The organism is Kordiimonas lipolytica (assembly GCF_001550065.1).
The window spans coordinates 401,706-428,315 of the sequence record NZ_LRUB01000002.1 but is presented as its reverse complement, the minus strand read 5'-3'; the positions used below and the strand labels follow the sequence as shown (position 1 = coordinate 428,315).

At 55.0% G+C, this 26,610-nt stretch carries 25 protein-coding genes and 1 tRNA gene; 18 read left to right on the top strand and 8 right to left on the bottom strand.

All coding sequences use genetic code 11. The features are described 5' to 3' along the window. Position 1 precedes the first annotated feature (1 nt). From KORM41_RS02150 to KORM41_RS02135, 4 genes are all read left to right on the top strand, one after another. Entirely contained in the window at positions 2–418 is a 417-nt protein-coding gene (locus KORM41_RS02150) for a group I truncated hemoglobin (RefSeq protein ID WP_197420924.1), read from the top strand. A gap of 67 nt (positions 419–485) precedes the next feature. Continuing rightward, a complete protein-coding gene (locus KORM41_RS02145) occupies positions 486–1,883 on the top strand; it encodes a serine hydrolase domain-containing protein (RefSeq protein WP_068143892.1) in 1,398 nt (465 codons plus the stop codon). A 118-nt stretch (positions 1,884–2,001) separates the two neighbouring features. Next, a complete protein-coding gene (locus KORM41_RS02140; protein WP_197420923.1) occupies positions 2,002–2,757 on the top strand; it encodes a substrate-binding periplasmic protein in 756 nt (251 codons plus the stop codon). Positions 2,758–2,851: 94 nt separating this feature from the next. After that, positions 2,852–3,415 carry a DUF7010 family protein gene (locus KORM41_RS02135; protein ID WP_068143888.1) on the top strand — a complete coding sequence of 188 codons (564 nt, stop codon included), beginning with the start codon at positions 2,852–2,854 and terminating at the stop codon, positions 3,413–3,415. Positions 3,416–3,423: 8 nt separating this feature from the next. Here KORM41_RS02135 and KORM41_RS02130 read toward each other — a convergent pair whose 3' ends face one another. Next, the gene (locus KORM41_RS02130; protein WP_068143885.1) at positions 3,424–4,341 is read right to left on the bottom strand and encodes a glutaminase; all 918 of its coding nucleotides are present in this window, start codon (positions 4,339–4,341) and stop codon (positions 3,424–3,426) included. Between the two features lie 278 nt (positions 4,342–4,619). On the opposite strand from KORM41_RS02130, the gene KORM41_RS02125 reads away from it, so the two are divergent. Then, positions 4,620–5,729, top strand: coding sequence for a fatty acid desaturase family protein (locus KORM41_RS02125; RefSeq protein WP_197420922.1), 1,110 nt, complete (start codon positions 4,620–4,622; stop codon positions 5,727–5,729). Between the two features lie 88 nt (positions 5,730–5,817). Next, positions 5,818–6,981 carry an alpha/beta hydrolase gene (locus KORM41_RS02120; protein ID WP_068143882.1) on the top strand — a complete coding sequence of 388 codons (1,164 nt, stop codon included), beginning with the start codon at positions 5,818–5,820 and terminating at the stop codon, positions 6,979–6,981. 11 nt (positions 6,982–6,992) lie between these two features. On the opposite strand, the gene KORM41_RS02115 is transcribed toward KORM41_RS02120, so the two are convergent. Further along, on the bottom strand, positions 6,993–7,544 hold the full coding sequence (locus KORM41_RS02115) for a DUF1697 domain-containing protein (protein WP_068143880.1): 552 nt from the start codon (positions 7,542–7,544) through the stop codon (positions 6,993–6,995). Positions 7,545–7,879: 335 nt separating this feature from the next. On the opposite strand from KORM41_RS02115, the gene KORM41_RS02110 reads away from it, so the two are divergent. Next, a complete protein-coding gene (locus KORM41_RS02110) occupies positions 7,880–8,119 on the top strand; it encodes a hypothetical protein (RefSeq protein ID WP_068143878.1) in 240 nt (79 codons plus the stop codon). A gap of 54 nt (positions 8,120–8,173) precedes the next feature. On the opposite strand, the gene KORM41_RS02105 is transcribed toward KORM41_RS02110, so the two are convergent. Next, the gene (locus KORM41_RS02105; protein WP_068143877.1) at positions 8,174–9,352 is read right to left on the bottom strand and encodes a pyridoxal-phosphate-dependent aminotransferase family protein; all 1,179 of its coding nucleotides are present in this window, start codon (positions 9,350–9,352) and stop codon (positions 8,174–8,176) included. A gap of 374 nt (positions 9,353–9,726) precedes the next feature. On the opposite strand from KORM41_RS02105, the gene nirD reads away from it, so the two are divergent. From nirD to KORM41_RS02070, 7 genes are all read left to right on the top strand, one after another. After that, the gene (gene nirD / locus KORM41_RS02100) at positions 9,727–10,071 is read left to right on the top strand and encodes a nitrite reductase small subunit NirD (protein WP_068143875.1); all 345 of its coding nucleotides are present in this window, start codon (positions 9,727–9,729) and stop codon (positions 10,069–10,071) included. A gap of 99 nt (positions 10,072–10,170) precedes the next feature. Beyond that, a complete protein-coding gene (locus tag KORM41_RS02095) occupies positions 10,171–10,902 on the top strand; it encodes an ABC transporter permease (RefSeq protein ID WP_068143873.1) in 732 nt (243 codons plus the stop codon). 159 nt (positions 10,903–11,061) lie between these two features. Next, a complete protein-coding gene (locus tag KORM41_RS02090) occupies positions 11,062–11,583 on the top strand; it encodes a Csu type fimbrial protein (RefSeq protein WP_068143871.1) in 522 nt (173 codons plus the stop codon). A 67-nt stretch (positions 11,584–11,650) separates the two neighbouring features. Beyond that, positions 11,651–12,118: a hypothetical protein gene (locus KORM41_RS02085; RefSeq protein WP_068143869.1), complete on the top strand. Its 468-nt coding sequence runs from the start codon at positions 11,651–11,653 to the stop codon at positions 12,116–12,118. Between the two features lie 45 nt (positions 12,119–12,163). Next, positions 12,164–12,868, top strand: coding sequence for a fimbrial biogenesis chaperone (locus tag KORM41_RS02080; RefSeq protein ID WP_231727097.1), 705 nt, complete (start codon positions 12,164–12,166; stop codon positions 12,866–12,868). Beyond that, positions 12,865–15,180, top strand: a complete 2,316-nt coding sequence (locus KORM41_RS02075) for a fimbria/pilus outer membrane usher protein (RefSeq protein ID WP_068143865.1) — start codon at positions 12,865–12,867, stop codon at positions 15,178–15,180. The genes KORM41_RS02080 and KORM41_RS02075 overlap by 4 nt, the downstream gene beginning before the upstream one ends. After that, on the top strand, positions 15,177–15,665 hold the full coding sequence (locus tag KORM41_RS02070; protein WP_068143863.1) for a Csu type fimbrial protein: 489 nt from the start codon (positions 15,177–15,179) through the stop codon (positions 15,663–15,665). Before KORM41_RS02075 ends, KORM41_RS02070 begins: the two co-directional genes overlap by 4 nt. 3 nt (positions 15,666–15,668) lie before the next feature. Here KORM41_RS02070 and putP read toward each other — a convergent pair whose 3' ends face one another. From putP to proC, 3 genes are all read right to left on the bottom strand, one after another. Then, on the bottom strand, positions 15,669–17,168 hold the full coding sequence (gene putP, locus KORM41_RS02065; protein ID WP_068143862.1) for a sodium/proline symporter PutP: 1,500 nt from the start codon (positions 17,166–17,168) through the stop codon (positions 15,669–15,671). Positions 17,169–17,260: 92 nt separating this feature from the next. Next, a complete protein-coding gene (locus KORM41_RS02060) occupies positions 17,261–18,526 on the bottom strand; it encodes a glutamate-5-semialdehyde dehydrogenase (RefSeq protein WP_068143859.1) in 1,266 nt (421 codons plus the stop codon). Positions 18,527–18,573: 47 nt separating this feature from the next. Then, positions 18,574–19,353 (bottom strand): pyrroline-5-carboxylate reductase, encoded by a 780-nt coding sequence (gene proC, locus KORM41_RS02055; RefSeq protein WP_068143857.1) that lies wholly within the window; start codon positions 19,351–19,353, stop codon positions 18,574–18,576. A 315-nt stretch (positions 19,354–19,668) separates the two neighbouring features. Here proC and proB point away from each other — a divergent pair, with 315 nt between their 5' ends. Next, positions 19,669–20,826, top strand: a complete 1,158-nt coding sequence (proB, locus tag KORM41_RS02050) for a glutamate 5-kinase (RefSeq protein ID WP_156431858.1) — start codon at positions 19,669–19,671, stop codon at positions 20,824–20,826. A 44-nt stretch (positions 20,827–20,870) separates the two neighbouring features. Here the strand turns inward: proB and KORM41_RS02045 are convergent, their stop codons facing one another. Together KORM41_RS02045 and KORM41_RS02040 are read right to left on the bottom strand one after the other, a co-directional pair. Next, a complete protein-coding gene (locus tag KORM41_RS02045; RefSeq protein ID WP_068143852.1) occupies positions 20,871–21,548 on the bottom strand; it encodes a DUF502 domain-containing protein in 678 nt (225 codons plus the stop codon). A gap of 107 nt (positions 21,549–21,655) precedes the next feature. Further along, positions 21,656–21,731 (bottom strand) — tRNA-Val (locus KORM41_RS02040). A 152-nt stretch (positions 21,732–21,883) separates the two neighbouring features. Here KORM41_RS02040 and KORM41_RS02035 point away from each other — a divergent pair. From KORM41_RS02035 to KORM41_RS02030, 3 genes are all read left to right on the top strand, one after another. Next, entirely contained in the window at positions 21,884–22,804 is a 921-nt protein-coding gene (locus tag KORM41_RS02035) for an N-formylglutamate amidohydrolase (protein WP_068143850.1), read from the top strand. 74 nt (positions 22,805–22,878) lie between these two features. Beyond that, positions 22,879–23,106 (top strand): hypothetical protein, encoded by a 228-nt coding sequence (locus KORM41_RS21660; RefSeq protein WP_156431857.1) that lies wholly within the window; start codon positions 22,879–22,881, stop codon positions 23,104–23,106. 76 nt (positions 23,107–23,182) lie between these two features. Beyond that, positions 23,183–25,765 carry a TonB-dependent receptor plug domain-containing protein gene (locus KORM41_RS02030; RefSeq protein WP_231727080.1) on the top strand — a complete coding sequence of 861 codons (2,583 nt, stop codon included), beginning with the start codon at positions 23,183–23,185 and terminating at the stop codon, positions 25,763–25,765. The last annotated feature ends 845 nt before the right edge of the window (positions 25,766–26,610 follow it).

Sequence of the window (26,610 nt, the reverse complement as noted above, 5' to 3'; positions counted from 1 at the left end):
CATGAAACTGAAGACACTCATTCTTGCCGCTGCATTGCTCGGTGCAGCGCCGGTCGCGAATGCCGACAGCCTTTATGATGATCTGGGCGGGCTCGACAACATAACTCGTTTTACCAACCGGCTGGTGGATCGGACATTCGCGGACCCACGCACCGCCCACCAATTCAAGCAAACCAAGAAAGACCGCCTGGCCCGCCTGCTGGTGGACCAGATCTGCGAGGCCACTGGCGGCCCCTGCCGGTACAAGGGCGTGAACATGAAGAAATCCCACATAAAGCTTGGGATCACAGAGGCTGAATTCAATGCGCTGGTGGAACAACTGCAACAGGCGATGAGTGAGGCCGATGTACCGTTTCACACGCAAAACCGTCTGCTGGCGATCCTGGCCCCCATGAAGCGAGATATTGTCGAACGGTGAGTTCACAGCCATTTGACTTTGCGTTCCCACGCCTCAGATGACACTCTGAGAAAAAGGGGACACAACCATGAAAAATGTCATCGCCGCGCTGGTGCTAGCTACCAGCGTTTCCACAGTCGGGTTCGCACAAGAAACCGATGCCACGATCCGCGCCTATGCAGCTGGCTATAAGGCTGCCTTCACCTGCAGCGCCACTTTCAACGGCGGCAAGTCGCCAGAGCAGATAGAAGCGCAGGAACTGACGGGCATCTACCCACTGGTAGCTGATGTTGTGCCAACACTTGAAGCAAAAATCGATCATGACGCCAAGCGCGTCACCGTTGCCTTCAGCGATACGCTTCCGCCACGCATCAGCCAATGGCGTCCCCATCTTGGCTGCACGCAGTTGCCTGTTGGTGCAAAGGCGGAGACCACCGCAGCCTTGCCCCGCATTGATATTGACGTTCCGGCGCGCAATGACAGCGCCCCATGGTCGCGCATCCCGTCTAACTATGGAGAGGCAGACAATGAAGCACTTGCCGCACTCGTAGCCCGCGCTTTCAAGGACCCTAAATACGGCAAGGATGCCTTCACCACCGCACTTCTGGTTGCAAGCCCGGATGAAATCCTGATTGAAAGCTATATCGACGGTTATACCCACCGCACCAGCCAGCGCACATGGTCCGTCGCCAAATCCATTGCCGCCAGTGTCATCGGCGCAGCGGTAGAAGAAGGACAGATTGACATAAAAGCGCCCGCACCAGTGGCAAGCTGGCAGTCGCCGCTTGATCCGCGCAAGGGCATCACGCTGGAAAACCTTTTGCATATGGCATCGGGACTGGACAGCAACCAGGCGGGTAACCGCACAGACCGGCTTTATATCGGTGGTGGTCGGGTGGACGACACGGCCATGCGCACATCCCTTGAAGTAAATCCGGGCAGCCGCTGGAAATATGCCAATAACGATACGCTTCTTGCTGTGCGCGCACTCAAGGACGCGATAGGCGACGAACAGGCCTATCTGGAGTTTCCTTTCGAGGCACTGCTGCACAAGATCGGCATGCTGGATACCGTGCCGGAGGTGGACTGGGGCGGCAACTTTGTGATGTCCAGCCAGGTATGGACCACGTCGCGGGATCTGGCGCGCCTTGGCATTCTTTATCTGAATGACGGCACCTGGAACGGCGAGCGCATCCTGCCTGAAGGCTGGGCCAAATATGTAGCCACCTCAGCCCCAAGCCAGCCCCCTGCTGCTCGCGCAAATGGCAGCGCAATCCCGGGCTACGGCGCCCAATTCTGGCTCTATAACGAACGCTTTCCGGAACTACCGAATGACAGCTTCGCGGCCCTCGGCAACAGGGGCCAGATACTGATGATCATCCCATCAAAGAATTTGGTGATAGTGCGGCGCGGGCATGACCCTGCTGGCGGCGAAGGTTTCCAGATTCATAGCTTCGCAGCGGATGTGTTGAAAGCGCTGGAGTAACTGTAGCAAAGGCATGAACACAACCACTGCGTGACCCTGCCACCAACAAACACGTGCGCCCAAGCCGTTATCCGGCTACAATTCAATGGTGGGGCGTGCAATGGGGAGGCGTCGGCTTTTGGTCAAGAGCTTAGTGTTTCTTGTTGGCTTGCTGATTTTCAGCAGCTTTTGCTGCGTGCGCGCCGCGGATGTCTTTATCGTCACAGAAAATTATCCACCCTATAATTTCCCCGCCGATGATGGCAGCGTTGCCGGAGAAGCCACGGCGCTCGTCAACAAGGTAATGGAAGCAACTGAGCTGGACTATACCATCACCATTGGTCCCTGGGCACGAGCGGTACGCTATGCCGAAACGGCGGACAATGTGCTGATCTATTCCATCGCCCGCATCCCCAACAGGGAGAAACGCTTTCGGTGGTTGGTGCCCCTGGCGTTTGACAATTACAGGCTGTTTGCACGCAAGGATGACACGCGCATCTACACGCACGAACGTCTTATGGCGGGGGACTTTTCCGTCATCTGCGTTCGTGGTGACATCTCATGCAGCATTCTGCAAAGCACCGGCCTGCCGGAGGCCAGCATCATCCGATCAACGGACCTTGACCAGCCCGGCACCCTCAAGATGGTAGAGGCCGAGCGTGTGGACCTTTTCCCTGGCAGCATGATCAACTATAGCACAGAACAACAGCATAACGGAGCCTGGCGGGGCGCATTCAAGCCAGTATATGACCTCAACATAGGACTAACGCTTTACCTGGCAGGCGGGGCCAACCTGCGCCCTGAACTCGCGACAAAAATAGAGGTGGCGTACAAGAAGCTTGTAGGTGAAGGCAACTTCGACATGATGCAGGCAGCCACATCGACTGTGGACTAACCTGCCACACTCGCCATGCTCACAACGGGGCTGGACATTTCCCCTTCTTTGTCTCACTAAAACCTGCAATTAGGAAAACGGTGGGGGAAAACCAATGACTATTGAAGCAACCAGATCGCTGGAAGACCAGAGGGCCGATTACAAGAAACGCCGCTTCCTGGCGATGCCGGTCGCAGGAACCATTGCCTGGGCAATTGTGGGTGCCGTGGCACCCCAGCTCGCGCCACAGCACGCAGTGTGGCTATTGTTCATTTGTACCGGATCGATCTTCTATCTCGGTGTACTGATCTCTAAATTCACAGGTGAAGACCTGCTTGGCAAAAACAGGCCAAAGAACACCTTCGACAGCCTGTTCCTTCAGACTGTTGTTATGGCCCTTCTTGTCTTTGCCATTGCCATTCCCTTCCTGCAGCAGGACTATACGTCGTTGCCGCTTACAGTTGGCATCCTGACGGGGCTGATGTGGGTGCCGCTCTCATGGGCCATTGAACACTGGGTTGGGCTATTTCACGGCATTGTTCGTACAGGCCTCGTCCTGGGCGCCTGGTACCTATTCCCGAACGACCGCTTCCTTGCGGTGCCCTTGGCTGTTGTCGCGGTCTATCTGGTAACAATCGTGATCCTGGAAAAGCGCTGGCGAGCTGTGAACGCGGGCTAACCCTGTTCCTAGAAGATACTGCTGTGGGTCATGCTTGTGAACATCTCAAGCGCAGCTGTACCCACGTATGAGTTACCGAACTGGTCCAGTTCCGGCGACCAGACTGCCACGCTCATCTTGCCTGGTATAACCGCCAGAATGCCGCCGCCCACCCCACTTTTGGCTGGCACGCCAACACGGTAGGCGAAGCTGCCGACGCTATCATACATACCGCATGTCAACATCACGGCATTGATGCGCTTGGCTTGCGCTGCAGAGACGACGGCAGCGTCATGAAGGGCCGAATAACCGCCTGTTGCGAGCGGCAAGCCCGCAAGCGCCAGATCCTTGCAACTCATGGTCATGGCGCACTGGTAGCAATATGTTTCCAGTAGAGTATCGACATCCTGGTCGATGTTGCCGTGGCTTTTCATCAGGTGGGCCATCGCACGGTTAAGGTCCGAGTGCGCCAGTTCGGAATTCATTACCGCAGCATCCGTATCAACCGCCTCATTCATCGCCAAAAACCGAAGATAGTTGCGGATACGGTGCTTGGTATCACCCTTCAGGCCCATCAGCAGATCAAGCGTCGCGAGTGCGCCAGGATTGATGAAGGGGTTGCGGGGCACGCCCTGTTCCATTTCCAGCTTGATCAAGCTGTTGAAGCGGTCGCCCGATGGTTCCTTGCCAACCCGTGTCCAGACCATGTCGCCAAAGTGGGACATGACGAGTTCCAGCACGAAAAGCTTCGAGATACTCTGGATAGAGAATGGCTCAAACGCATCCCCGACCGTGAAGCTTTCACCGGACGCCAACTGCACTGCCATACCAAATTTGCTGGCCGGCACGCGCCCCAGCGCAGGAATATAATTCGCCACTTTCCCTTTGCCGAAATGCGGCTGCACTGCCTCAGCGATATAGTCCAGCAATGCCTGATAATCGAGCACGTTCCAAAATTCCTCTCTGTCCAGTCCGCAAGATTAGACGGACAAAGGCCTGAAAAAAAGAGCACAATTATGCACCGCTGCCCTGCGCGCGGAACATAGTTTGGCCACAGAAATACCCCACAAGCCGCCGGGCGCTTGCCCAAAGTCAAGGATTTGTGAGGCAGGTGCGGCTTTAAGACGCTTTGCCTTTCGGCGATTTTATGGCAATTAGGCGCACAACTGATTTTCGCTGTGGTCCGAACATGATCGCAGCTCAAGAGAATGACATGCAAGAGAGTATGACTGTAGAAAAGGTGACAGACGCGGCGACAGGTGCACCCGTCCGCTCGGGCAAGCACCCGGAAGCGGCTGACTTCCCGCTGAAGGAAGCGCGCAAGCTGGTGAAGGATCTGTGGAAGCCTGACGCCCGCATCTACTGGACAGATTTTACGCTCTCAGCTGCCATCGGCTGGGGCGCGGTTGCTGTGGCAACCATGGCTGCCAACTATTCGCTGATGCAAATCCTTGCCCTTGTTGTGGCCACGCTCGGCCTCTACCGCGCCGTTATCTTCATTCATGAGATCGCGCATTTCCGCAAAGGTACTTTCACGGCCTTCAGGCGCTTTTTCAATGCCTTCTGCGGCATGCCCATGATGGTGCCGGCTTATACATATGCCGACGTGCATATCGACCACCATAAACCGCAAGTATACGGCACGGCAGAAGACGGCGAATATCTGCCGTTCGCCGTGGACAAACCATGGAAGATTGTGGCTTTCATCGTGCAGGCGCTGATCGTGCCTGGCCTGCTGCTGCTGCGCTATACGGTGCTGATGCCGCTGACGCTGATCATTCCCGCCTTCCGCCGCTATGTTTGGAAGCGTGCCAGCTCGCTGGTCATTGATTTCGCCTATATCCGGCCAGAGCCCAAGAAAGATCAGGTCGCGGGTTGGCTCCTGGAAGACATCTTCACCGGCATCTATGCCTATGTGGCCCTTGGCCTGATGTATATGGGTACCCTGCCCTGGAAGCTCCTGGCCGTGTGGTATGTAGTCACGATCCTGATTTTTGTGCTGAACGGCCTGCGCACATTGGCCGCCCACGCCTACAGGAACGGCGGGCGCGAGCGCATGACCCAGCAGGAAGAGTTCCTCGATAGCGTGGACATCCCTGGCAACCGCTATATCTCTGCGCTTTGGGCACCTGTAGGGCTCCGCTTCCATGCAACGCACCACCTGTTTCCTGGCATGCCATACCATTCGCTTGAGAAAGCCTATTTCCGGCTGAAGGCCGAGCTGCCGGACAACCGCCTGTATCTTGCGGCCACGCGCCCAAGCCTGATGGCTGCTGTTGCACAATTGTGGCGTGAAGCCAAAGCTGCACAGAAGGATGCTCAGAAGGCAGCCTGAAGCACCCCCGGCTAAACCAATCGCCTATAGCAATAGTGCCTCACTGACGTTACAAGGTAACGAAACTTCCAGATGGGGATCCGGCTTTATGGCTTATCGACTTTTTGTGTTGGCGCTTGGTGCGCTGCTTTTTGCGACGCCCGCCTTCAGCAAAAATATCAGTGCGGCAACTGGCGAAGAAGCCATTGTGGTGGGGACGCGCCACCGCATTAGCTCCACGGCCCTAGATGGCGACCGTTTTATTCGCGTTCACTTGCCAGAAGGCCATGACGCTAGCTCGGGCAAAAGCTATCCGGTCCTGTACCTGCTGGATGGCCAACGCTATTTCAGTCACGGCATCGGGCTGGCGAAAAGCCTTGGGGATTTCGGCAAAGTCCCTGATCTGATCGTTGTTGGCATCGAGAGCTCCGCCGTGTTCGATGACCGCGCCGCCGACTTCGTTGCAAATGCTGCCGCCTACCAGCGCTTCCTCAAGGACGAGCTACTACCCTTCATGACCGACCGCTACGGCGCTGGGGATGTCCGCCTGCTGTTCGGCTGGCAATATGCCGGGCGCATGGTGATGAACAGCTTTATCGCCGACAGCACCCTGTTCGACACCTATGTCACCGCCAGCACCTGGCCGCTTGACCGCGACTTTATTGGTACGTTCACTGGAACACTCAAGGCCGCGCCACACTCTAACACCAAGCTTGTGATTGCAATTGCTGACAATGAAGGCGTGGTCACTCTGGCAGCACAAGCCATCCGGGAATCGCTTGAGGCAAATGCCGGCGACCGCATCAAATGGACGGTCAAGGAATATACCGACGAAGAGCATGTCACCACCGCCTACCGCACAATCGCCCTGGGCCTGAATGAAGCCTTCGCCGACTATCGCTGGATACGGTTCGAAGATGTGGCCGAATATCAGGCCTTCGGCGGCATCCCCGCGGTGCGTGCCTTCTACGAGGCGCGGGCTTCAAAATATGGCACCGCGCCAGAGGTGGACAATGAGACGATCCACAGAATCGCGATGATATCGGTTCGTGAAGGCAACATGAACACACTGACGGAAGTGCTGGACGCCTTCCCTGAGTTCCTGACCCACACCAGCGCCTATTGGCTGACAAGCTTCGGCAATGCCTATCTTGAAGGCGGCATGCCCGAAAAAGCACTGCCTCTCTTTGAGATCGGCATCAAGCGCTTTCCAGACAATACCGACATCCAGACAGGGCTAAAAGCAGCGCACGGCGTACTTGACGAAGACTGAAGCTCGCAAGCCTAGCCGTCCAGCATGGAAAGTAACTTTTGAACCGTGTTCCAGTTGCGCGCAGTGGCTGGCACACCCAGCTTCTTGTCGGTCAGCAATGGTGTCAATTTTGACCGGCCAGACCCTTCAGTGAAATAGATATGGATCGTGTGCCCCTTATACGCAATCATCTCCGGCCCTTCGTATGCGCTGAAGAGAGTTTCGATATGCGCTGCGTCTGGCGTACCTTTCAGGAAAGCTAACTGCAGAAACTTGGGATCAAGCTCACCTTTCGGGCTATCGCCATCAGCAAATGGGCAGGCCGCTACTTCCCCGCGGAAGCCGTTTTCCGATAGCACCATAATATCCACAGGAAAGCCGAAGGCGTTTTCGATGGCGCGTTCCAGCTTGCTCCTGGCCGCCTCTGCCGTGCCCTTGCCATCAAAGACCAGGTTGCCCGACTGGATATAATGCTGCACGCCCGCAAAGCCGCATTTTGACACCACTTCCTTAAGGTCCGCCATGTTGATTTTCTTGTGGCCACCCACATTGATGCCACGCAACAGCGCTACGAATTTGGTCATAACATTCCCATCTCAGTTTCCGCGCACCATGGCGGCATAATATGACGACCTCAAGATGTAAATTGGACTGAATGATCGGTCGGACGCCAAAAAATTGACCCGCCCTCGGGGGAACGGGGCGGGTCAGTCAGCGAGGGCCTCCTTTGGATGGAGAGGGAGGAGACCCTTTGGGGGTCGCTTAAACGAGGAATGTCTCTTTTACGAACTGCGCCAGGCTTTGGATCAAGTCCATCATAGACAAAATTTGGGCATGCTCTTGACATGGCCTTAATTTATCCCTATTTGATACCTATAGGTTACATTAAAGAACCCCAAGGAAACAAAAAGGGAAAGTTATGACCGAGGACACCAAACCTGATATCAACCAAAAAAACGCCGGCGGACGCCAAAAAGTTACCCAGGCAATTTTGTGGGCTGCCGCGCTGATCGGCAGCGCCCTCTTGCTGAAAGGCACAGAACAGGCAGACAAAGTAATGTGGCTTCTGATCGTTCTGGCCGCCACCAGCACGCTTACTGGCGGCAGCCTGGCGTGCGAAAGACGCATGTGGCGCAAATTGATTGGTAAGAGCGAGTAAAAAGGGCGGGGAAATCCCCGCCCTCTATCATCTGCAGGAACTGACTTTTGAAGCCTAGTCGTCGCTCATGGCGGCGCGCGCAGCTTCCAGCGCCTTGATGCCATCCACATGCATCTGCTGCCGGCCAAGCGCGTCGGCGAGTGCGGTCAGGCACAGTTCCACATTCTCCTCGCGTGCGGATGTTCCCATCAGCCCGATACGCCATACCTTGCCCGCCATCGGCCCAAGCCCTGCACCGATTTCCAGATCATATTCCGCCAGGAGATGCGCACGCACCGCGGCTTCATCGATGCTGTCCGGCACCTTGACCGCGTTCAGCATGGGCAGGCGCACGTCGGCATCCACAAGCATTTCAAGCCCCATTGCCTCAAGGCCTGCCACAAGGCCTTCATGCATCACCGCATGGCGGGCATGGCTTTCTTCAAGCCCCTCTTCGAACAGCATCACGAGACTTTCATGCAGGCCGTAAAGCGGATTCACAGGCGCCGTATGATGATAGGACCGCCCCCCCGTGCCGTCCCAGTATGCCATCACCAGGCTGAGATCCAGGAACCAGCTTTGTACTGGCGTTTTACGTGCCCGCACGCGGTCCAGCGCGCGCTCGGAAAAGCTTACAGGTGAAAGCCCCGGCGTGCAGGAAAGGCATTTCTGGCTGCCGGAATAAATGGCGTCGATGCCCCATTTGTCCACCTCAACCGGCAGGCCACCCAAGCTGGTCACGGCATCAACAATGGTCAGGCAATCATATTCCCGCGCCAGATCGCACAGTGCTTTGGCATCTGCACACACCCCCGTGGAGGTCTCTGCGTGCACGAAGGCCAGAATTTTAGCGTCTGGGTTGGCTTCCAGCACCATTGCCACTTTTGCCGGCAGCGGGGCCTTTCCCCATTCAAATTCCACCATCAAAGGCACGCCACCGGCGCGGATCACATTTTCCTTCATCCGCTCGCCGAACACACCGTACTTGACCACGGCGACCTTGTCGCCGGGCTCAATCAGGTTGACAAAGCACATTTCCATACCCGCTGAACCGGGAGCCGAGACCGGGAAAGTCATGGAATTTTCAGTTTTGAAAAGTGCACGCAGGCCTTCCTTCAGCTCTTCCATCATGCGCTGGAATTCAGGGTCCAGGTGACCAAGTGTGGGGCGTGCCATTGCCTCGAGGATACGGTCGTGAACGTCCGATGGGCCGGGCCCCATCAGTGTGCGTTTCGGGGGGATGAATGATTGCATGGGAAGCACTCCTGAAAAGTCACAAATCGGTTGATTGTCTATGACATAGGCGGGCGCCAGCATATGTCGAACAGGGCGCGGCTTTTGTAGCCCATATGACTATCCGGTGCAACCTGCCCACCGCCGCCCCAGCATGCTTGGCGCCCTGAGTTAGTTGGGCTGACTATTTTTTTGGCCGATGTCTAAATTATAATCAGGTTTTTCTCGTTGGAATTGCATCAATAGTCTCAAAAAAGGACTAAATCTCTGTTTTTATTTTCATTCTTGAGCACCTCCCATGCTGGCACGTGCCTTGCTAATTCACGCCAGAGTCCGGACACAGCAGGCAGAAAATAAGACGCCCAATCAGAATAAAATCCCAGCAGGATGAAGCGATGACATTTCAACCCACTTTTACCCTTGTCTGTCATATTGACGACATCCCGGCCCGCGGGGCCCGCCGCATTTATACGAGCGCCTTTGAAGTGGCGCTGTTTCGTACCTCGGACAACAGGATTTTTGCCCTGAAAAACGAGTGCCCACACAAACACGCTGCCTTGTCGGAAGGGATTGTGCATGGCCATTCCGTTGCCTGCCCGCTTCATAATTGGGTGATTGACCTGAAAACCGGCACCGCACAGGGCGCGAACGAAGGCTGCACCCCCGCCCTTGAGACAAAAACTGACGAAAAAGGGAACATCTATCTGGCAATACCAAAGGAAGAAGGCGCAGCCGCATGACAGACACGCTAAAGAATTGCAGCGTGTGAATATATGACTTTCCTGATAAAAATCGAACGTGCTTATCACTTGCCGTAGATAAAAATCAGGAGCCGAAACATGGCTGATGCGACCCACACTATCCCACTGGCCAATCTGGCGCTGGCGCTCTTGCCGGTCGCCGTCGTGGTCGCCATCCTGCACACATGGTCACGTGACGCGAGGGAAACCCTATATGGTTTTGCCCGAATGATCCTTCAATTGTCGCTCATCGGGTATTTCCTGGTTTACCTGTTCGCAGCGGAAACGCCCTGGGTGGTCGTCTCGGTTCTGGCCATAATGGCCCTTGTTTCCAGCTGGATTTCACTAAGGACAACCAAGCTTTCCAGACGCACGCTGTATCCGGTCGCGTTACTGGCAATCGCACTTGGGGGCGGCTCTGTCCTAGCCCTGATCACACAAGGAGTTCTGCGCCCCGACCCGTGGTTCAAACCGCAAGTCATGGTCCCGCTGGCTGGGATGATTTTCGCAGCTTCAATGAACAGTGTCAGCCTTGCTGCAGAACGCCTCGCCGCAGAGATGAAGCGCGGCGACGACTATCTGACCGCACGCTCGGTGGCCCTCAAAGCGGCCCTCATTCCCATCACAAACAGCTTGTTTGCTGTTGGGCTGGTATCGCTGCCCGGCATGATGACAGGGCAAATCCTTTCCGGCGTATCGCCCCTTGTCGCAGCGCGCTACCAGATCATGGTGATGTGTATGATGTTTGCCGCAGCCGGGCTGTCAGCAACGCTTTTCCTCTTGTTCATTCGGCCACAGGCAGAGCAATTCACGTCAGAAAAAGCGCCTTAAAGATGTAAAAAATAACTCATGGTATCATTAATAGCGTTATATCGCGACAGTTTGCCGCAAACAAACACAAGACAGATTGTGATCTCTTTAAATAAAATTAAGAATACATCATATAAGCTATATGTAGATATATTTTCTAGCCAACAAGGAGCTGGAGATATGAAGTATTTTAAAACTCAGATACGGTATCACGTGGCAAAGTTTCTTGCCCTTGTTAGTGCGACTTTACTGTTGGGGATGACCGCAACTTCGGGCGCGTCGGCGCAAACCGATACATTTCAGGTCACTGCAACCGTGAATGCTACCTGCTCCGTCAGCGCAACAGATTTGGCCTTTGGCGTTTATGACCCGTTTTCTGCAACAGATATCGATGGCACCGTAACACTGACCGTTCTCTGCACTAACACGACCGACTATGACATCGGCCTGGATGAGGGCACGGGCCAAGGCGCAACAGTGACCACCCGCGTTATGGAATCCGGCGCCAATGACCTGACTTATTCGCTCTATCAAAACACCCAGCGCACCACAGTTTGGGGCGATACTGTTGGCGTCGATACTGTGTCCGATACAGGTACCGGATCAAACCAGACCTTTACGGTATATGGCAGATTGTTTGCGCTTCAGAACGCAGCCCCCGGGTCCTATAGCGACACCGTAACAGTGACAGTAACTTTCTAGAGAGTTATACTGCTTCATATGGGGAAGGAAAGGCGAATGCTGCAATGCTGAAACAGGTGATGCACGCATGACACTTGCGGATTTATTGACCAGACATTGGCATCGCTCTGCCACCAGAAGCGCGGCCATTCTGGCCATCTGGTCTCAGATTTTGCTTGCCAGTCAGCAAGCCGCCGCAGACAGCCCCCAAGAAAACAACTTGCACAAAAACACTAAAAGACCCACCGCGCGCATTGGCGTCTCAGCTGTGGTTCTGCCGCGCTGCATTGTCCGCATGGCCAGAGTACAGGTGGCAGGTTCTGCAGAACCGCTCGAAATTTTATGCACACGTGAGACCGATTATCAGCTAGCCGTGCAAAGGCCAGGGCAGCAGTCCGTCTCGATAAAAACAGCTGCCTACCAGTCAACAAATATCAACAAGGCAGGCAATCTATATGGCCAGGCGTCCTACTATCAGTTACCTAGAGGAAACTCAGCCAAAAAAAGAGAAACTGGCGCTTCAGGCGAAATCACCATTTTAGCGCTGGATTTCTAGGGAAGCAGGGAGCAATTTTTCATGAATAACGTCGCACGATTTTTGGTGCTTTTATTTTTTTCAGTTGCCCCGTTTCAGGCAGCACAGGCTGCGGCTTCCCTTGAAGTCAGCCCGATCCGGATCACGCTCACAAAAGACACAGCTCTGGCTGCCATGACCATCCATAACCGCGGCACCACTGACACTGTCGTGCAGTTACGCTTGGTCAAGTGGGATCAAACGGGTGGTAAAGACCAATATGCGGACTCAGACAATCTCATCGCCTGCCCCCCAATATTCAGTGTAGCAGCCGGTGAAGAACAGGTTGTTCGCATAGCGCTGGGTACACGACATGACGACTGGAACAGGGAAGGCACCTATCGCCTGTATATTCAGGAGGTTCCGTCCCCACCTGATGAGGACTCTGGCAGCCAGGTTCAGTTTGCCGTCCGGATCAGCATTCCGGTATTCCTGCAGCCTGAAACTGTTTCCCAGCCGCCCCTGTCGTGGAAGATCATCCAGGATGGCGGCCTTTGGGCAACCGTTGAAAACAGTGGCAATGCGCACGCGCTGGTGGCGGGCATCAGGCTGGTGAAAGACGATGAAATCTTCTTTGAAGCCAACACCCATCAATATATTTTGCCAGGATCGACAATGACATGGCGTCTTGATACCGCTGAGCCGTTTGCCGCCAGACTTCCTGACAGCTTCGAAGTAATGGCCGCGACCGACCAAGGCATCTATCAGGAAACACTTCCGGCGGAAAAATGACATCGCGCCTTCAGCTGATGTCCCTGTTCCGACTGGCAATCCTGATCTTCGGGATTGCCGACACCGGATTGGCACAAGACGCTGAAGAGCCGCGTCAATCACTCTATTTTACCACAGTCGCCGTGAACGGCATCAGCCAGCCTGGCATATATGCGGCGCTTGAAACGCCAGATGACTTCTATCTGGACATTCGGGCCCTCGACTCGCTTGGGCTGGTCCCACCAATTATAACACCCCGGTCATACCGTACCTTTTCACTGCTGCCCCTGCTGGCTATTCCCGGCCTGTCTTATGAATTTGATACGCACCGCCAGCATTTGGACATCAGCTGTGCAGCAAGCTGCTTTCCTCATCATCAGGTGGGCGAGCGTTGGCGGCATGTTCCCCCGGACCCAACACCACTGGGCATGTTCCTCAACTACGACCTGTCCCTGGAAATCGGGGACGGCAGCGATTTTGGCGGGGGCCTGGCTGAACTATCTGTGTTTTCCGAACGCGGCACCGGCAACGCGACCTTCGTGGGAAGAGACCTGACAGGGAACGCCAGCCTGACCCGGCTTGAAACAACATGGACAATCGACTTCCCGGACAAGCGCCTTCGCCTGGACCTGGGAGACAGCGTGACAAGGGCCAGTGGCTGGGGGCGACCCGTCAGATTTGCAGGCATCCGCTTCGGCACAGACTTCAACCTGCAGCCCGGCTTCATTACTTTCCCGACACCAACCGTCTCGGGCACTGCCTCACTGCCGTCAACTGCGGATATCTTCGTTAATGACGTCAAACGGTCGAGCCTTCCCATAGACCCTGGGCCTTTCACCATCCAGCATCTGCCCATCATCACGGGCGCAGGCAACATGCGCGTCGTGGTGCGAGACCTGCTGGGCAGGGAAACCGTCTTGATGCAACCCTTCTATGCCAACCGCGACCTGCTAACACCGGGCCTTGCCTCCTACTCGGCGTCCCTTGGCATGCTGCGGAAAAATTATGGGACAACCAGCAACGACTATGAGGAACCATTCATAGCCGGCAGTTTCCGCAAAGGGTTGAGCCAGAGCTTCACCGCCGGCATGCACCTTGAAGGATCAACCCAACAAGCAAGCCTTGGCCCCTTCATCGACTGGAAGCTGCCCTTTGGCGGCCAACTTTCCACATCGACAGCCGTCAGCTTTCGCGGCGGAAATGTCGGCGGGCTACTGCAACTTGACGCCAGCTGGTCATCACAGACGTTCGGCATATTCGCGTCCCATGAAATGACAACCGCCGACTTCACGCGCCTGGGCGAGAGTAAAGACTTCCGCCCCGCACGCAGCCGCAGCAGCGCCAACATCGGGTTCGAGATGCAATCCAAAGGGTCTATTTCCGTCAATTACACCCGGGTTGACGAACGCGACAGAGACGACTTTGAAGTCATCGGCGCCACCTATTCGGTGCAACTCGGCAAGCTGGGCGGGCTGGGCGTTAACTTCTCGCGCCGTGTCGGTGCATTCCGGGAGACCAGCCTTTTTATCAGCTTCACAACCCGGCTGGGGGCGCGCACGGCTGGCAATGTGACGATGGAAAAAACAGGCCGTGACTGGGCGGGTACCACACGGATCAATCAAAACGCCCCATATGAGGGTGGGCTGGGCTACCGCGCGGAAATTCGGCAGGACGACACCCAAAGCGGCAGGGCCGGCGTCACCTATGATAGCCCAAAAGCTATTGCCTCACTTGATGTCAGCCACTGGTATGGCCGTGATGCGGCGCGCCTGGGCCTCAAGGGTGGGTTGGTTATCCTCAAGGGCGATGCTTATCTTTCGCGGCCCGTCCGCGACAGCTTCGCCCTCGTAAGCGTAGGCAATTTTGCAGGTGTGGACGTCATGCAGGACAACCGCGTTGTCACCAAAACGAACAAGTCAGGCCATGCACTGGTCACGGGCCTGCGCGCTTATGAGGAAAACAGGCTTTCCATCGATCCGTTGGACCTGCCGCTTTCGGCAGATATCGGCAAGACCTCGCTTCGCGTGGTTCCCAAAAGACGCAGCGGCGTATCTGCCGACTTCCCTGTGCAGGCAGTGACAGCAGCGCTGTTTCACATTGTTGATGAGGACGGCAACGATCTTCCTCCGGGTTCAAGGATGCATGCCGCAGACGATGGCGAAGATATCCCAATCGGCTTTCGGGGGATGGCTTATGTCTCGGGCCTGCAGAAAGCGCGCCGGTTTTTTGTCCATATGCCGTCAGGAAGCTGTACAATAGACATTCAAGCAATCTCTGCTTCGATAGGCCAAACAGTATCGCGCCCTGTTGTTTGTAAGAGGATACAACGATGACCCGCGCCGCCCTTTACATGCTTGCTTCAATCTTCCTGCTGTCCTGGCAGGCGGCAGCAAGCTGTAGCGGCACCGGCTGCTATTGCACCGTCAATGCCACTGCCGTAAGCTTCGGGACCTATAATGCCCTGACCCAACAAGCTGTCGACAGCACAGGCAATGTCGAGGTCAGCTGCGGCTCGGACACGATTGGGGACAGCATTTCCTATCTGGTATCGCTGAGCATGGGCGAAAACGGCAAGAAGACAGACAGGAAAATGGCTTCCGGTCGTAATACTTTGCTCTACAATCTTTATACGGATGTCACCCATACAGCCATCTGGGCCGATGGCGCTGGCGGGACTTCCGTCGTATCGGACGGTTATACCCTGTCGCTCTTGTGCTGCGAAATCCGGAATTACACGGTCTATGGCCGGATCGCCGGGGGACAGAACGCAGCCCCCGGCCTCTATTCCGATGCCATCATTGTTACGGTCGAATGGTAGCCCCTAGCCCTTTGCCAGTTCAGTTTCCATTTCCGCGAACAGTGCTTTTGACCGTTCGGCCTCGCCGCGGCCTTCCGTCATCTTGCTGACAACAATCGACACCAGCATGCTGACCGCAAATCCTGGCAGCATCTCATAGAGATTGTCAGAAAGCGATTTGCCACCAATGGTGATAGGCGCATAGATCCAGAACAGTACGGTCGCCGCACCGGCAATCATACCTGCCATCGCACCATCGCGCGTCATGTGACGCCAGTGCAGGCTCAGGAGGATCAGTGGTCCAAAGGCTGCGCCAAAGCCAGCCCAGGCGTTGGAAACCAGCGACAGAATCGTACTGGATCGGTCATATGCCAGCCCGATGGCTACCAGCGACACGGCAAGAACGGACAGGCGCCCGACCAACACCAATTCCTTCTGCGACGCCTCTTTCCTGAGGAAGGTCTTGTAAAAATCTTCCGTCAATGAACTGGAGGACACCAGCAACTGGCTCGAGATGGTACTCATGATCGCAGCCAGGATTGCCGCCAGCAGGAAGCCCGCAATATAGGGGTGGAACAGAAGCTCAGACAACACGATGAAAACCGTTTCCGGGTCTTCGAGGCTGAGGCCGTTTTTCACGATATATGCAAGCCCTACGCTACCCGTAGCCACCGCACCAATAACGGTGATGAGCATCCAGCTCATGCCGATATTGCGTGCAGTTGCCACGTCGCGAAGCGTCCTGATCGCCATGAAGCGCACAATGATATGCGGCTGACCGAAATACCCAAGCCCCCAGGCAAGGCTGGAGACAACACCCGCGATCGTCAGCCCGCCAAACATATTCATGAGCCCCGGGTCGATCTCACCAATTGTATTGGAGATGGCCTTCCCGCCACCCATGTCGAAGAAAGCGACAACAGGCACCAGAATAAGGGCGACAAACATAATGCAGCCCTGGACGAAGTCAGTCATGCTTACCGCAAGGAAGCCGCCGAACAGTGTGTAAGCAACAACCACGCCTGCAGTCGCGAACAGGCCTACTTCATAAGACATGCCGAAGGAAGCCTCAAAAAGCTTGCCACCGGAAACCACACCCGCAGATGTATAAAGCGTGAAGAAAATAATGATGACCACAGAGGACAGGACACGCAGCATGTGCGAGCTGTCATGGAATCGCTTTTCAAAATAGTCTGGAATGGTAATCGCGTCATCCGCGATCTCGGTATAGACCCGCAGGCGCGGTGCCACATACAGATAGTTCAGGAATGCCCCGGCCATCAGGCCAACCGCGATCCAGGCGCTCGATAGCCCAGAGACATAGACTGCCCCCGGCAAGCCCATCAGCATCCATCCGCTCATATCTGATGCGCCGGCAGAAAGGGATGCCACAGCCGGGCTAAGTTGCCGGCCACCCAACATGTAACCGGATACGTCATCGGTGGATTTCTTGTAGGCATAGAGCCCAATACCCATCATCAAAATGAAATAGGCCGCCAGTGAAATCATCACTTCTATCTGCATTGTCTCCTACCCCTTCGGTTCTTGATATATCTGTTAAGCAAACGCCCGGTCACACAGGTGCCGGGCGCCCATCATGGTTTCGCTGTTACACCTCAGGGCCTTGTCTGGCCGCTACCGTGCACCTTGTATTTGAAGGTTGTCAGCTGCTCGAGCCCCACCGGCCCACGCGCATGCATCTTGCCGGTGGCAATGCCGATTTCGGCCCCCATGCCGAATTCACCGCCATCAGAAAACTGGGTTGACGCATTATGCATCACCACGGCGCTATCGGTCATATCCATGAATAGGTCTGCGGCTTCCTGATCTTCAGTAATGATTGCGTCCGTGTGCTTGGACGAATGCTGGTCCACGAATGAAACAGCGTTCGACACGCCGTTCACCAGCTTCACTGACAGGACAGCATCCAGATATTCGGTACTGAAGTCGTCTTCAGCAGCCTCTTTGATCCGGTCATCGATTGTCATGGCGAGCCCGTCACCACGGAATTCGCAGTCTGGCATGGCATCAAGAAGGCGCGGCAGAACATCTGGCGCGATCTCGCGGTCGATTACAAGGCTCTCCGTGGCGCCGCAAATACCTGTACGGCGCAGCTTGGCATTCTTCACAATTGCCACTGCCTTATCAATGTCAGCTGCCGCATGGATATATGTGTGACAATTCCCGTCCAGGTGCTGAAGTGTTGGTACTTCAGCCTGTTCCGTCACCAGTTTCACCAGGCCCTTGCCGCCGCGTGGGATTACAAGGTCGACATATTCCGCGCACTTAAGAAGATGCGTTACAGCGGCCCGATCACGCGTGTCAACAAACTGGATTGTATCTTCCGGCAGCCCGGCTTCCTTAAGGCCCTGCTTCATACAAGCAACAATGGCGCTTGTAGAATGATAGCTTTCGGATCCGCCGCGCAAAATAACTGCGTTCCCTGACTTGAGGCACAAGGCACCGGCGTCCGCCCCCACGTTCGGGCGGCTCTCGTAGACCATACCAATGACACCAATCGGCACGGCTACACGTTCAACCTTTAAGCCGTTCGGGCGGTCGAACATCGCCAATTGACGCCCAACAGGGTCCGGCAATTCGACAATCGCCTCAAGCGCATCTGCCATCGCCTCCACCCGATCATCGTTCAGTATCAGGCGGTCGATAAAGGCATCGTTGCGGCCCTCTTCGCGCGCGCTGGAAACGTCCCGCTCATTCGCTGCCACAATCAGTTTCTTGTCTGCGCGCAAAGCCCGTGCTGCAGCCAACAGGGCAGCGTTCTTTTGCTCAGTCGTTGCCGTTGCCAGCTTTCTGGAAGCGATACTCGCGCGCTTGGCAAGCAAATGGACATATTCTCTGATTTCGTTGGACAGGGAGGTCATGAATGGCTCCGTTTGTGTTATTGGAAAAATGAGGTGCGGCCAGGGGCTTACTTAAGCTCAAGGGCACGCTCGTAAGCGGCTTTGGTCGTGCTTTTCATCAACAGGTCCAGCATATGATCCTGCCGCAACTGTGCCAGGCCAGCCTGCGTGGTGCCGCCTTTGCTGGTAACTGAAGTACGCAGCTCGCTGATCGGTGCATCTGTGCTGGCGGCCATCTCAGTCGCACCAACCATGGTTTGGATAACCAGCGTGCGGGCGTCCTTTTCAGCAAAGCCGAGCTCTCTGGCACCTTCGATAAAGCTTTCGATAAATTGGAATACATAACCTGGCCCGCTGCCGGAAACGGCTGTCAGGCGATCAAGCTCGTCTTCGGACCGAACCCAGACTGCCTTGCCGATACGCCCCATCAGATCCCCCACCGTTTCCTTAAGGGCGGTCGGGCAATCGTTGGTGGCATAGATTCCAGTGGCGCCTTTGCCAATCAACGCTGGCAGGTTGGGCATGACGCGGATCACAGGAGCATCGCCAAGCACACGCCTCAGGCTATCCATGCTGAACCCCGCCGCAATGGAAACCATGCAGCCACCATCCTTGAGGCGAGCGGTATAATCCGGCATGACAGCTTCGATCATCTGCGGCTTGACCGCGATAATAATGATATCGAACTGGTCTGAACCCAGCGCGGAAGCCTCGCTCAGCACACGAACGCCCGCAGGCACATCCGGCTTAGCCGGGTCCACAACAGTAAAATGAATATCCTCGCGAGTGCTCCAGCATCCCAGCATTGCCCCGCCCATACGGCCACAACCGACCATCAGAATATCCATTCTTTCACTCCATTTCTTCACGCCGTCCGGCATTTGATTTCATTTGGCCAAGCGCATTGCCCCGACAAAAGCGTGGCTGCTCGGCTGGAGCTAAATATTAGAATTCGAATGATATTTTCAAGTCTAAATTTCTAGAAGGTCAGGGACACTGACGCATATTTTAGCCATAAGCTAATGTTTTTTATGAGATAATATGAATATTTTCACCAACCATTTCGTTTGAAATTAATTTTAATTCAAAATATTTCTGGCATATTTAAACAATGCCCCCTATATGAGGGGCCGAGTTTTGGCCATGAAAAAGGAGATTCTGTAGTGTCTATGTCCAAGCGTATCGTCGTCAAAATCGGCTCAAGCCTGTTGGCCCACAGCCAGCAATTGACGCTGCGGTATGCCTTCATGCACGGTCTGATGGGCGACATTGCGCGCCTCAAGGAACAAGGCTACGAGGTGGTGCTTATGTCCTCAGGCGCAGTCGCCCTCGGACTGAACGCGATCGGCAAGACACCGGAGGAAGCAGGCATTCTGGACAAGCAGGCCGCCGCCGCTTACGGCCAGCCGCTTCTCCTGAACGCCTACAAGCAGGTCGCCCACGAATTCGGTTTCGATATAGCGCAAATCCTGGTCACCTTGGGCGACATGGAAGGCCGCCGCCGGTTCATCAATATTAAGAACACGTTAGAGCGCCTGTTCGAGAATGGCATCATGCCAATCGTGAACGAAAATGACACGGTAACAACCGAAGAACTGCGCGTGGGCGACAATGACCGTCTGGCCGCCAAAGTGGCCCAGATGATTCAGGCCGATCATCTTGTCCTGCTGACCAGCATCGACGGACTTTATGACCGCCCCCCATCAGAGCCTGGCGCCCAGTTCATCGAAAAGCTGGAGGATGTCAGCACCTATCTGGAGGCAACCACCGGCACCAACGCGCTGGGCAGCGGCGGCATGTACACCAAACTGCAGGCAGCCAACATGGCACAGCATGCCGGTTGCAGCACGATCATCGCTGAAGGCGTGATTGAACGCCCACTTCTATCCGTTCTTGAGGGTGAGCGCCGCCACACAACTTGCACCGCAATCGGCACACCGGCTTCCGCCTGGAAAGTATGGCTGACCAACAGGCTGCAGGTAGCCGGCAGCCTGATCCTGAAACAGAGCGCCGCCGATGAATTGGTTTCAAGCCCGCAAGCAGTCAAACACACGGATATCGTTTCCGTGGCGGATACATTCCAGAAGGGTGACATCCTGCATATCTATGATGAAAAGGGGCAGGAAATTGCCCGCGGCTTGACGAACTTCAGCTCAGACGAAGTGCTTTTGCTGGCGCGGCACCCGGAAGCCACAACAGGGGAGCTTCTGGGCTATTCCGCCGTACCGGATGTGATAACCACGAAAAATCTGGTGATCCTCAACGACAATCACCTGTCTTGGGATGTGCCAACAGAAGACCTGCAACAAGTGGCGTCCTAGCCAGGCAGGCATGGACACCCAATAAACCATTCACCAGCCTCGCGCTATTCCTGGCGCGGGGCTGCTTTGTCATAGTTAAAGGTTTTCGGCACATCCGCACCACCGGAAATAATGAAGGACATGGCTTCATCCATCTTCCAGTTGGTAGGCGTGACATATTCCACCGGCACAATCTCAAGATACCCTGACGTGGGATTGGGCGTTGTCGGCACATAAACGGCCGCCAATTCCCGCCCGGTTGTTGTGTCCTTGAACGTACGGGTTACAAGCCCGACAGTCTTCATGTCGCGCGACGGAAATTCAATCAACACAACCCGCTCCACATCGTTCGAGCTGGTCTGCACTGCATCCGCGAGCCGCTTGATGGTGCGGTAAATGGATTTCGCCACCGGGATGCGGTCGACCGTCTGCTCGAAAAGCGTGAGAACCTTTTGCCCCACATAACGCGACGCCAACCAGCCGACCACATAAAAAAGAAGCAACAGAACAATCACCGAAAGCGACGTATTGAAGAAGGGCGACTTTATAATTTCATAAAGCGCATTATCTGGCCGGACGCCCGCCGTCATCCACTTAATAATCGGCGCCGCCAGATCATTGATAAATTCCAGGATTACCGAAATCAGCAACAAGGTCAGCCAGATGGGGATCAGCGTAAACAGCCCCACAAGCATGTTGCGGCGAATTTGAGCCAGCAGGGATGGCTTGTTTTCACTGTCCATAACACTTTTCTCCCTTCGGCACTTGAGGCCACTTCCGTGCGATGCGCTAATGATACACTGAGTACCGCGCCGAAAGTCTATATGTTTTGCATGTGCTTGATTTTAAATGGTGGTCGGTATTGGGTTCGAACCAACGACCTCATCGATGTCAACGATGCGCTCTACCAACTGAGCTAACCGACCGTCCCATTCATATGTGGAGGCCCGACCCGCAAGCGGGTGGGAACGGGCCAGTGTTTACACCGCTGCCCACGCCCGCGCAAGCCAAATTTTATAGCCCGTCCACATGCAAGATCTGCGATGACTTCGCCCCGAAATCGCGATAGGGTAAAACCATGACACAAGAAAGCTGCGACGATACGAGCGGGAATATCGAGAAGGCGCCAGCCCCCTACCTGTGCCGGCCTGCCCCCAAACCGGGGCCGTTCGTTTTTGCCCTGCCGCACAGCGGACGCTTCTATCCAAAAGCCATGCGGGCAGCCACACACCTCTCAGACCATACACTGCGGCTATCGGAAGATGCCTTTGTGGACCGCCTATTCAAGAGCGCCCCAGAATCTGGTGCCACACTATTGGTCGCAACCCACGCTCGCGCCTACCTGGACCTGAACCGGGACGAGATGGAACTGGACCCCACCATGTTCACCCCTGCCCTTGACCCAACAATGGTCCAGGAAACCCACAGGGTGAAAGCCGGGCTGGGAATTATCCCAAGATTGGTGGCGGAAAATGTTCCCATCTATACGAAGCAGCTGCCAGCCCGAGAAGCCTTTTTCCGGATTGATCAAGTCTATAAGCCCTATCATGAAAAGCTAGCCGCTCTGATAAGCACCCGACGGAAACAGTTTGGCTATGCGGTCGTGATCGACTGCCACTCCATGCCGTCAGAAAACAGGGATGGGAAGCGATACGGCCCGGATATAGTGCTGGGAGATAACTGGGGGTCAGCTTGCAGCCGTGACATGACATCCATCGCAGAGGAGCTTCTGATCCGCGCCGGCTTCCGCGTGCGCCGGAATGTTCCCTATTCCGGCGGCTTCACCACGCAGTATTATGGCAACCCCAACCAGGGGCGGCACGCGCTGCAGATTGAAATTAACCGCGCCATCTATATGAACGAAAACAAACTGGAGCCGCTGCCCGAGTTTGGGGAAATTCACGATAAACTTCAGTGGTTTAGCGAAAACCTAATTGCTCGCTTCACAGAACTCCACGCCCGCCGGCAGTGCACTGACCTACCCAAGGCCGCAGAATAGCCAACCACCCCCAATTAATCACCCGTCCACAAGTCACGAAAGCCATTGTAACCAAGCTGACACAGGGCAGATATGTGTTCCCAAAAATTGCGCGCAAGGCGAATATTGGTAACAAAATTTCCTTTTCTAGACCAAACAGTACACAAGTGTTTCAAAAACAACACTTTTTAACTTTTCTTGGCCACAACGAAGAAAAGCACCCTTTTTCTGATCTTTTTATTCCTAAAGCAGGCTTACTATCCGTCTTTGTAGGTATCGAGTGCATTCGCTGTGCTTCTGGGAGGTTGGCAGCGAAGAACTGAAACCACACCTTAAAAAACACGGAGGGGTTCTGTGGACACCATGAAAAAATTCCTATTAGGTACGTCTTGCGTAGCGATGGCGGCAGTATTGCCAACTGTTGCGGCAAGCGCGCAAGACAATGCTTCTGCCGACGACGGCGGACTGGCAATTGAAGAAGTTGTTGTAACCGGTTCACGTCGGGCAGCACGTTCTGCGGCAGATACGCCAGCACCTGTTGACGTCATCAGCGGTGATCAGTTTGCAAACCAGGGCGACGGCGACATGTCGAACCTGCTGCGAACTGTTGTGCCGTCCTATAACGTAAATGCGCAGCCAATTTCGGATGCCGCGACACTTGTTCGCCCAGCGAACCTTCGCGGCCTCGCACCAGACCAGACGCTGGTCCTCCTGAACGGTAAGCGTCGTCACCGCGCAGCTGTAATCGCCTTCCTTGGTGGCGGTATTTCCGATGGCGCGCAGGGCCCTGATATCTCAGTTATTCCTGCGATCGCACTCAAGCAAGTTGACGTGCTGCGTGACGGCGCGGCCGCACAGTATGGTTCTGACGCCATCGCGGGCGTGATGAACTTCGTACTGCGCGACGATGCCGAAGGCGGCACTGTTGAAGCCAAATGGGGCCAGACTTTTGAAGGCGACGGCGACCAGCGTATGTTCGCGGCCAACATCGGCCTGCCTTTGGGCCCTGACGGCTTTGCAAACTTCTCCGCCGAGTGGCGCGAGCAAGACCCAACCAGCCGCAGCGTCCAGCGTGACGATGCCCTGGGCCTGATTGCTGACGGCAACACCAATGTTCGCCAGCCATATGCCCAGATCTGGGGTCAACCTGAAGTTCGTGACGACTGGAAAGTCTTCCTGAATGCCGGCCTGAACACTGGTTCCGGTGAAGCCTATATGTTCGGTAACTACGCCGAGCGTGAAGTTGAAGGCGGCTTCTTCTTCCGTAACCCGGACACCCGTTCCGGTGTGAACGTATCTGGCACCCAGCGCCTTGTAGGTGACATGACGCCAGATGACGGCATCACCTGCCCGGGCGGCATCAACTTCAACGAAGGCGAAGCAACCACTGGTACTGTGGTTGATCCGATCATCGTTGGCGCAGATAACGAGGACGCGCTGCTCGCTCAAGTATTCGCTGATCCAAACTGTTTCGTGTTTAACGAAATGTTCCCAGGCGGCTTTACGCCACAGTTCGGCGGTAAACTGAACGACGCAGCGATCGCTCTCGGCTACCGCGGTGAAATGGAAAGCGGTCTTGCTTACGACATTTCCATGCATGTGGGCCGCAACCAGGCTGACTTCTTCATCAACAACACGGTGAACCCAAGCCTTGGCTCTGCAACACCCAACAACTTCGAGCTTGGTTCCTACATTCAGCTTGAAAAGAACTTCAACGCCGATCTTTCCTACCCAATCGACGTTGGCTTCTATTCTGACCTGAACGTAGCCGCCGGTTTCGAATGGCGCGAGGAGCAGTTTGAAGCTCGTATTGGCCAGGTCGAATCCTGGGAGACAGGCGTGCTGGCTGAGCCATTCGCGCTCGAGAATGACGTTGGAGACATCATCGAAGGCACTCAAGGCTTCGGTATTGGCGCCAACGGTTTCTCTGGCTTCAGCCCACAGGTTGCAGGCACTTGGGACCGCTCCAACATCGCGTTCTACGTTGATATGGAAGCGGACGTAACCGAGAACCTGATCCTCGGCGCGGCTCTCCGTTGGGAAGACTTCTCTGACTTTGGTTCCACGACCAATTTCAAGATCAGCGGTCTTTACAAAGTAACCGACAGCTTCCGCATCCGCGGTTCCATCAGCTCCGGTTTCCGGGCACCAACTGTTGGTCAGCAACAGGTTGTGAACATCTCGACAGTGTTCGAGGAAGTTGATGGCCGCCTGCAACTTGCACAGCGTGGTACCATTCCACCAACCAACCCTGTTTCGGTCTCCAAAGGCGCTCAGCCTCTTGGCCCTGAAAAATCCGATGCCTTCACCCTTGGCATGGCTTGGGATGTTGGTGCAGCAAGCATCACTGTTGACTATTTCAACATTAAAGTGTCCGACCGTATTTCGCAGTCTGCTACGCAAATCCTGACTGCAGCCGAACGTCAGGCACTGCTGGATAGCGGCGTGAGCTTCGCAGCTGACCTTGCTGCTTTCCGCTACTACATCAACGACTTTGACACCCGCACGCAGGGCATTGACGTTGTAGCAACGATCCCTCTGGATCTGTTCGATAGCGGTTCAAGCAACATCGCAGTTGCTGGTAACTACACCAAGACAGAAGTCCTCGGCGGTGGCATTGATGAGCTTCGTCAGGACCAGCTGGAAAACAACCTGCCTAAAACCCGGTTCAACGCCACCTTCACGCATAATGAAGACAATTGGCGCATGCTGGCGCGGGTGAACTACTTTGGCAAATACACCGAGCGTCACCTTGACTCCTTCGGCCTGCCAGTGTTCGCAGGGTCCGAAATCACCCTTGATGCCGAGATTGGCTACAATGTGATGGAGAACCTGGAAGTTGTCGTTGGCGCGAACAACCTGTTCGACAACTACCCAGACGCCAACCCATGGGCTGGCGTGGCTGGTGCCGCGTATCCGGTAACGGCCCCAATGGGCTTCAACGGTGGCATGTACTATGTACGGGCTCGTTACACCTTCTAAGGATTGACCCAAAACGGTTTATCAGGGGCGCTTCGGCGCCCCTTTTCTTTTGGCTCATGCATACGACCGCAGGGAAATGCAGACCTTCTCGCCACAAGCGAGTCGTATTTTCTAGCGTTCGCAATACTCTACCCATAAGTGAAAAATGCGAAATGCACCGAAAATGGCCCTAGAGCGCTCGCTCCGCCATTCATCGCCAATATAATGCACATGTGTCAGGCTGACCGCCCCGCTCGCATCGCTAAACCCAAGTGTCGCAAATCAGCAGGAAACGCTTGCCGAGGTTGGCAGAGGAACCCCCTAGCAAAAATGCCACAGGTGCCGAAAAATATTTGCCGGATAAAAAGAGGCCACGCTTTCGCGTGGCCCAGGCTCAGGGAGGAAACGCCCACGGAGGGCATTCGCGGGGGCTACCCGCTAAGCATTAAGATAAATGCTTCGTACTCAAATTCCAAGTACAGGGTAGGTCACGAATCCTTGAAAATCTGTTAATTTTAGATAAGTTTATGAAATGTATGGATTTTAACTAGTGCTCTTTTTGAAATTTTTTTTCACAAAACTTGGCCCAATAGTTGGCCCACTTGTTCAGACACGTAGAAATCCAGCAACGACTCACAGCTTTTCAATTTCTTTGCCAATTTGAATACGGCGCAAGGTCAATCTTTGCGCCTTGGCCCTGCCCCACCAAACCAGCGGCGCAATAGCTATTTTTTTCGTTTAAAAACCGCAGGATATGCCAATTGTCTGCAAGATGCCCCCATCCAAAAAACGGCTCCTCCCCAAGGATAGGCTTTCAACCCGCATCGGCTTGGTCCGAGAAATACTGCCGGATGATCACCTTGACG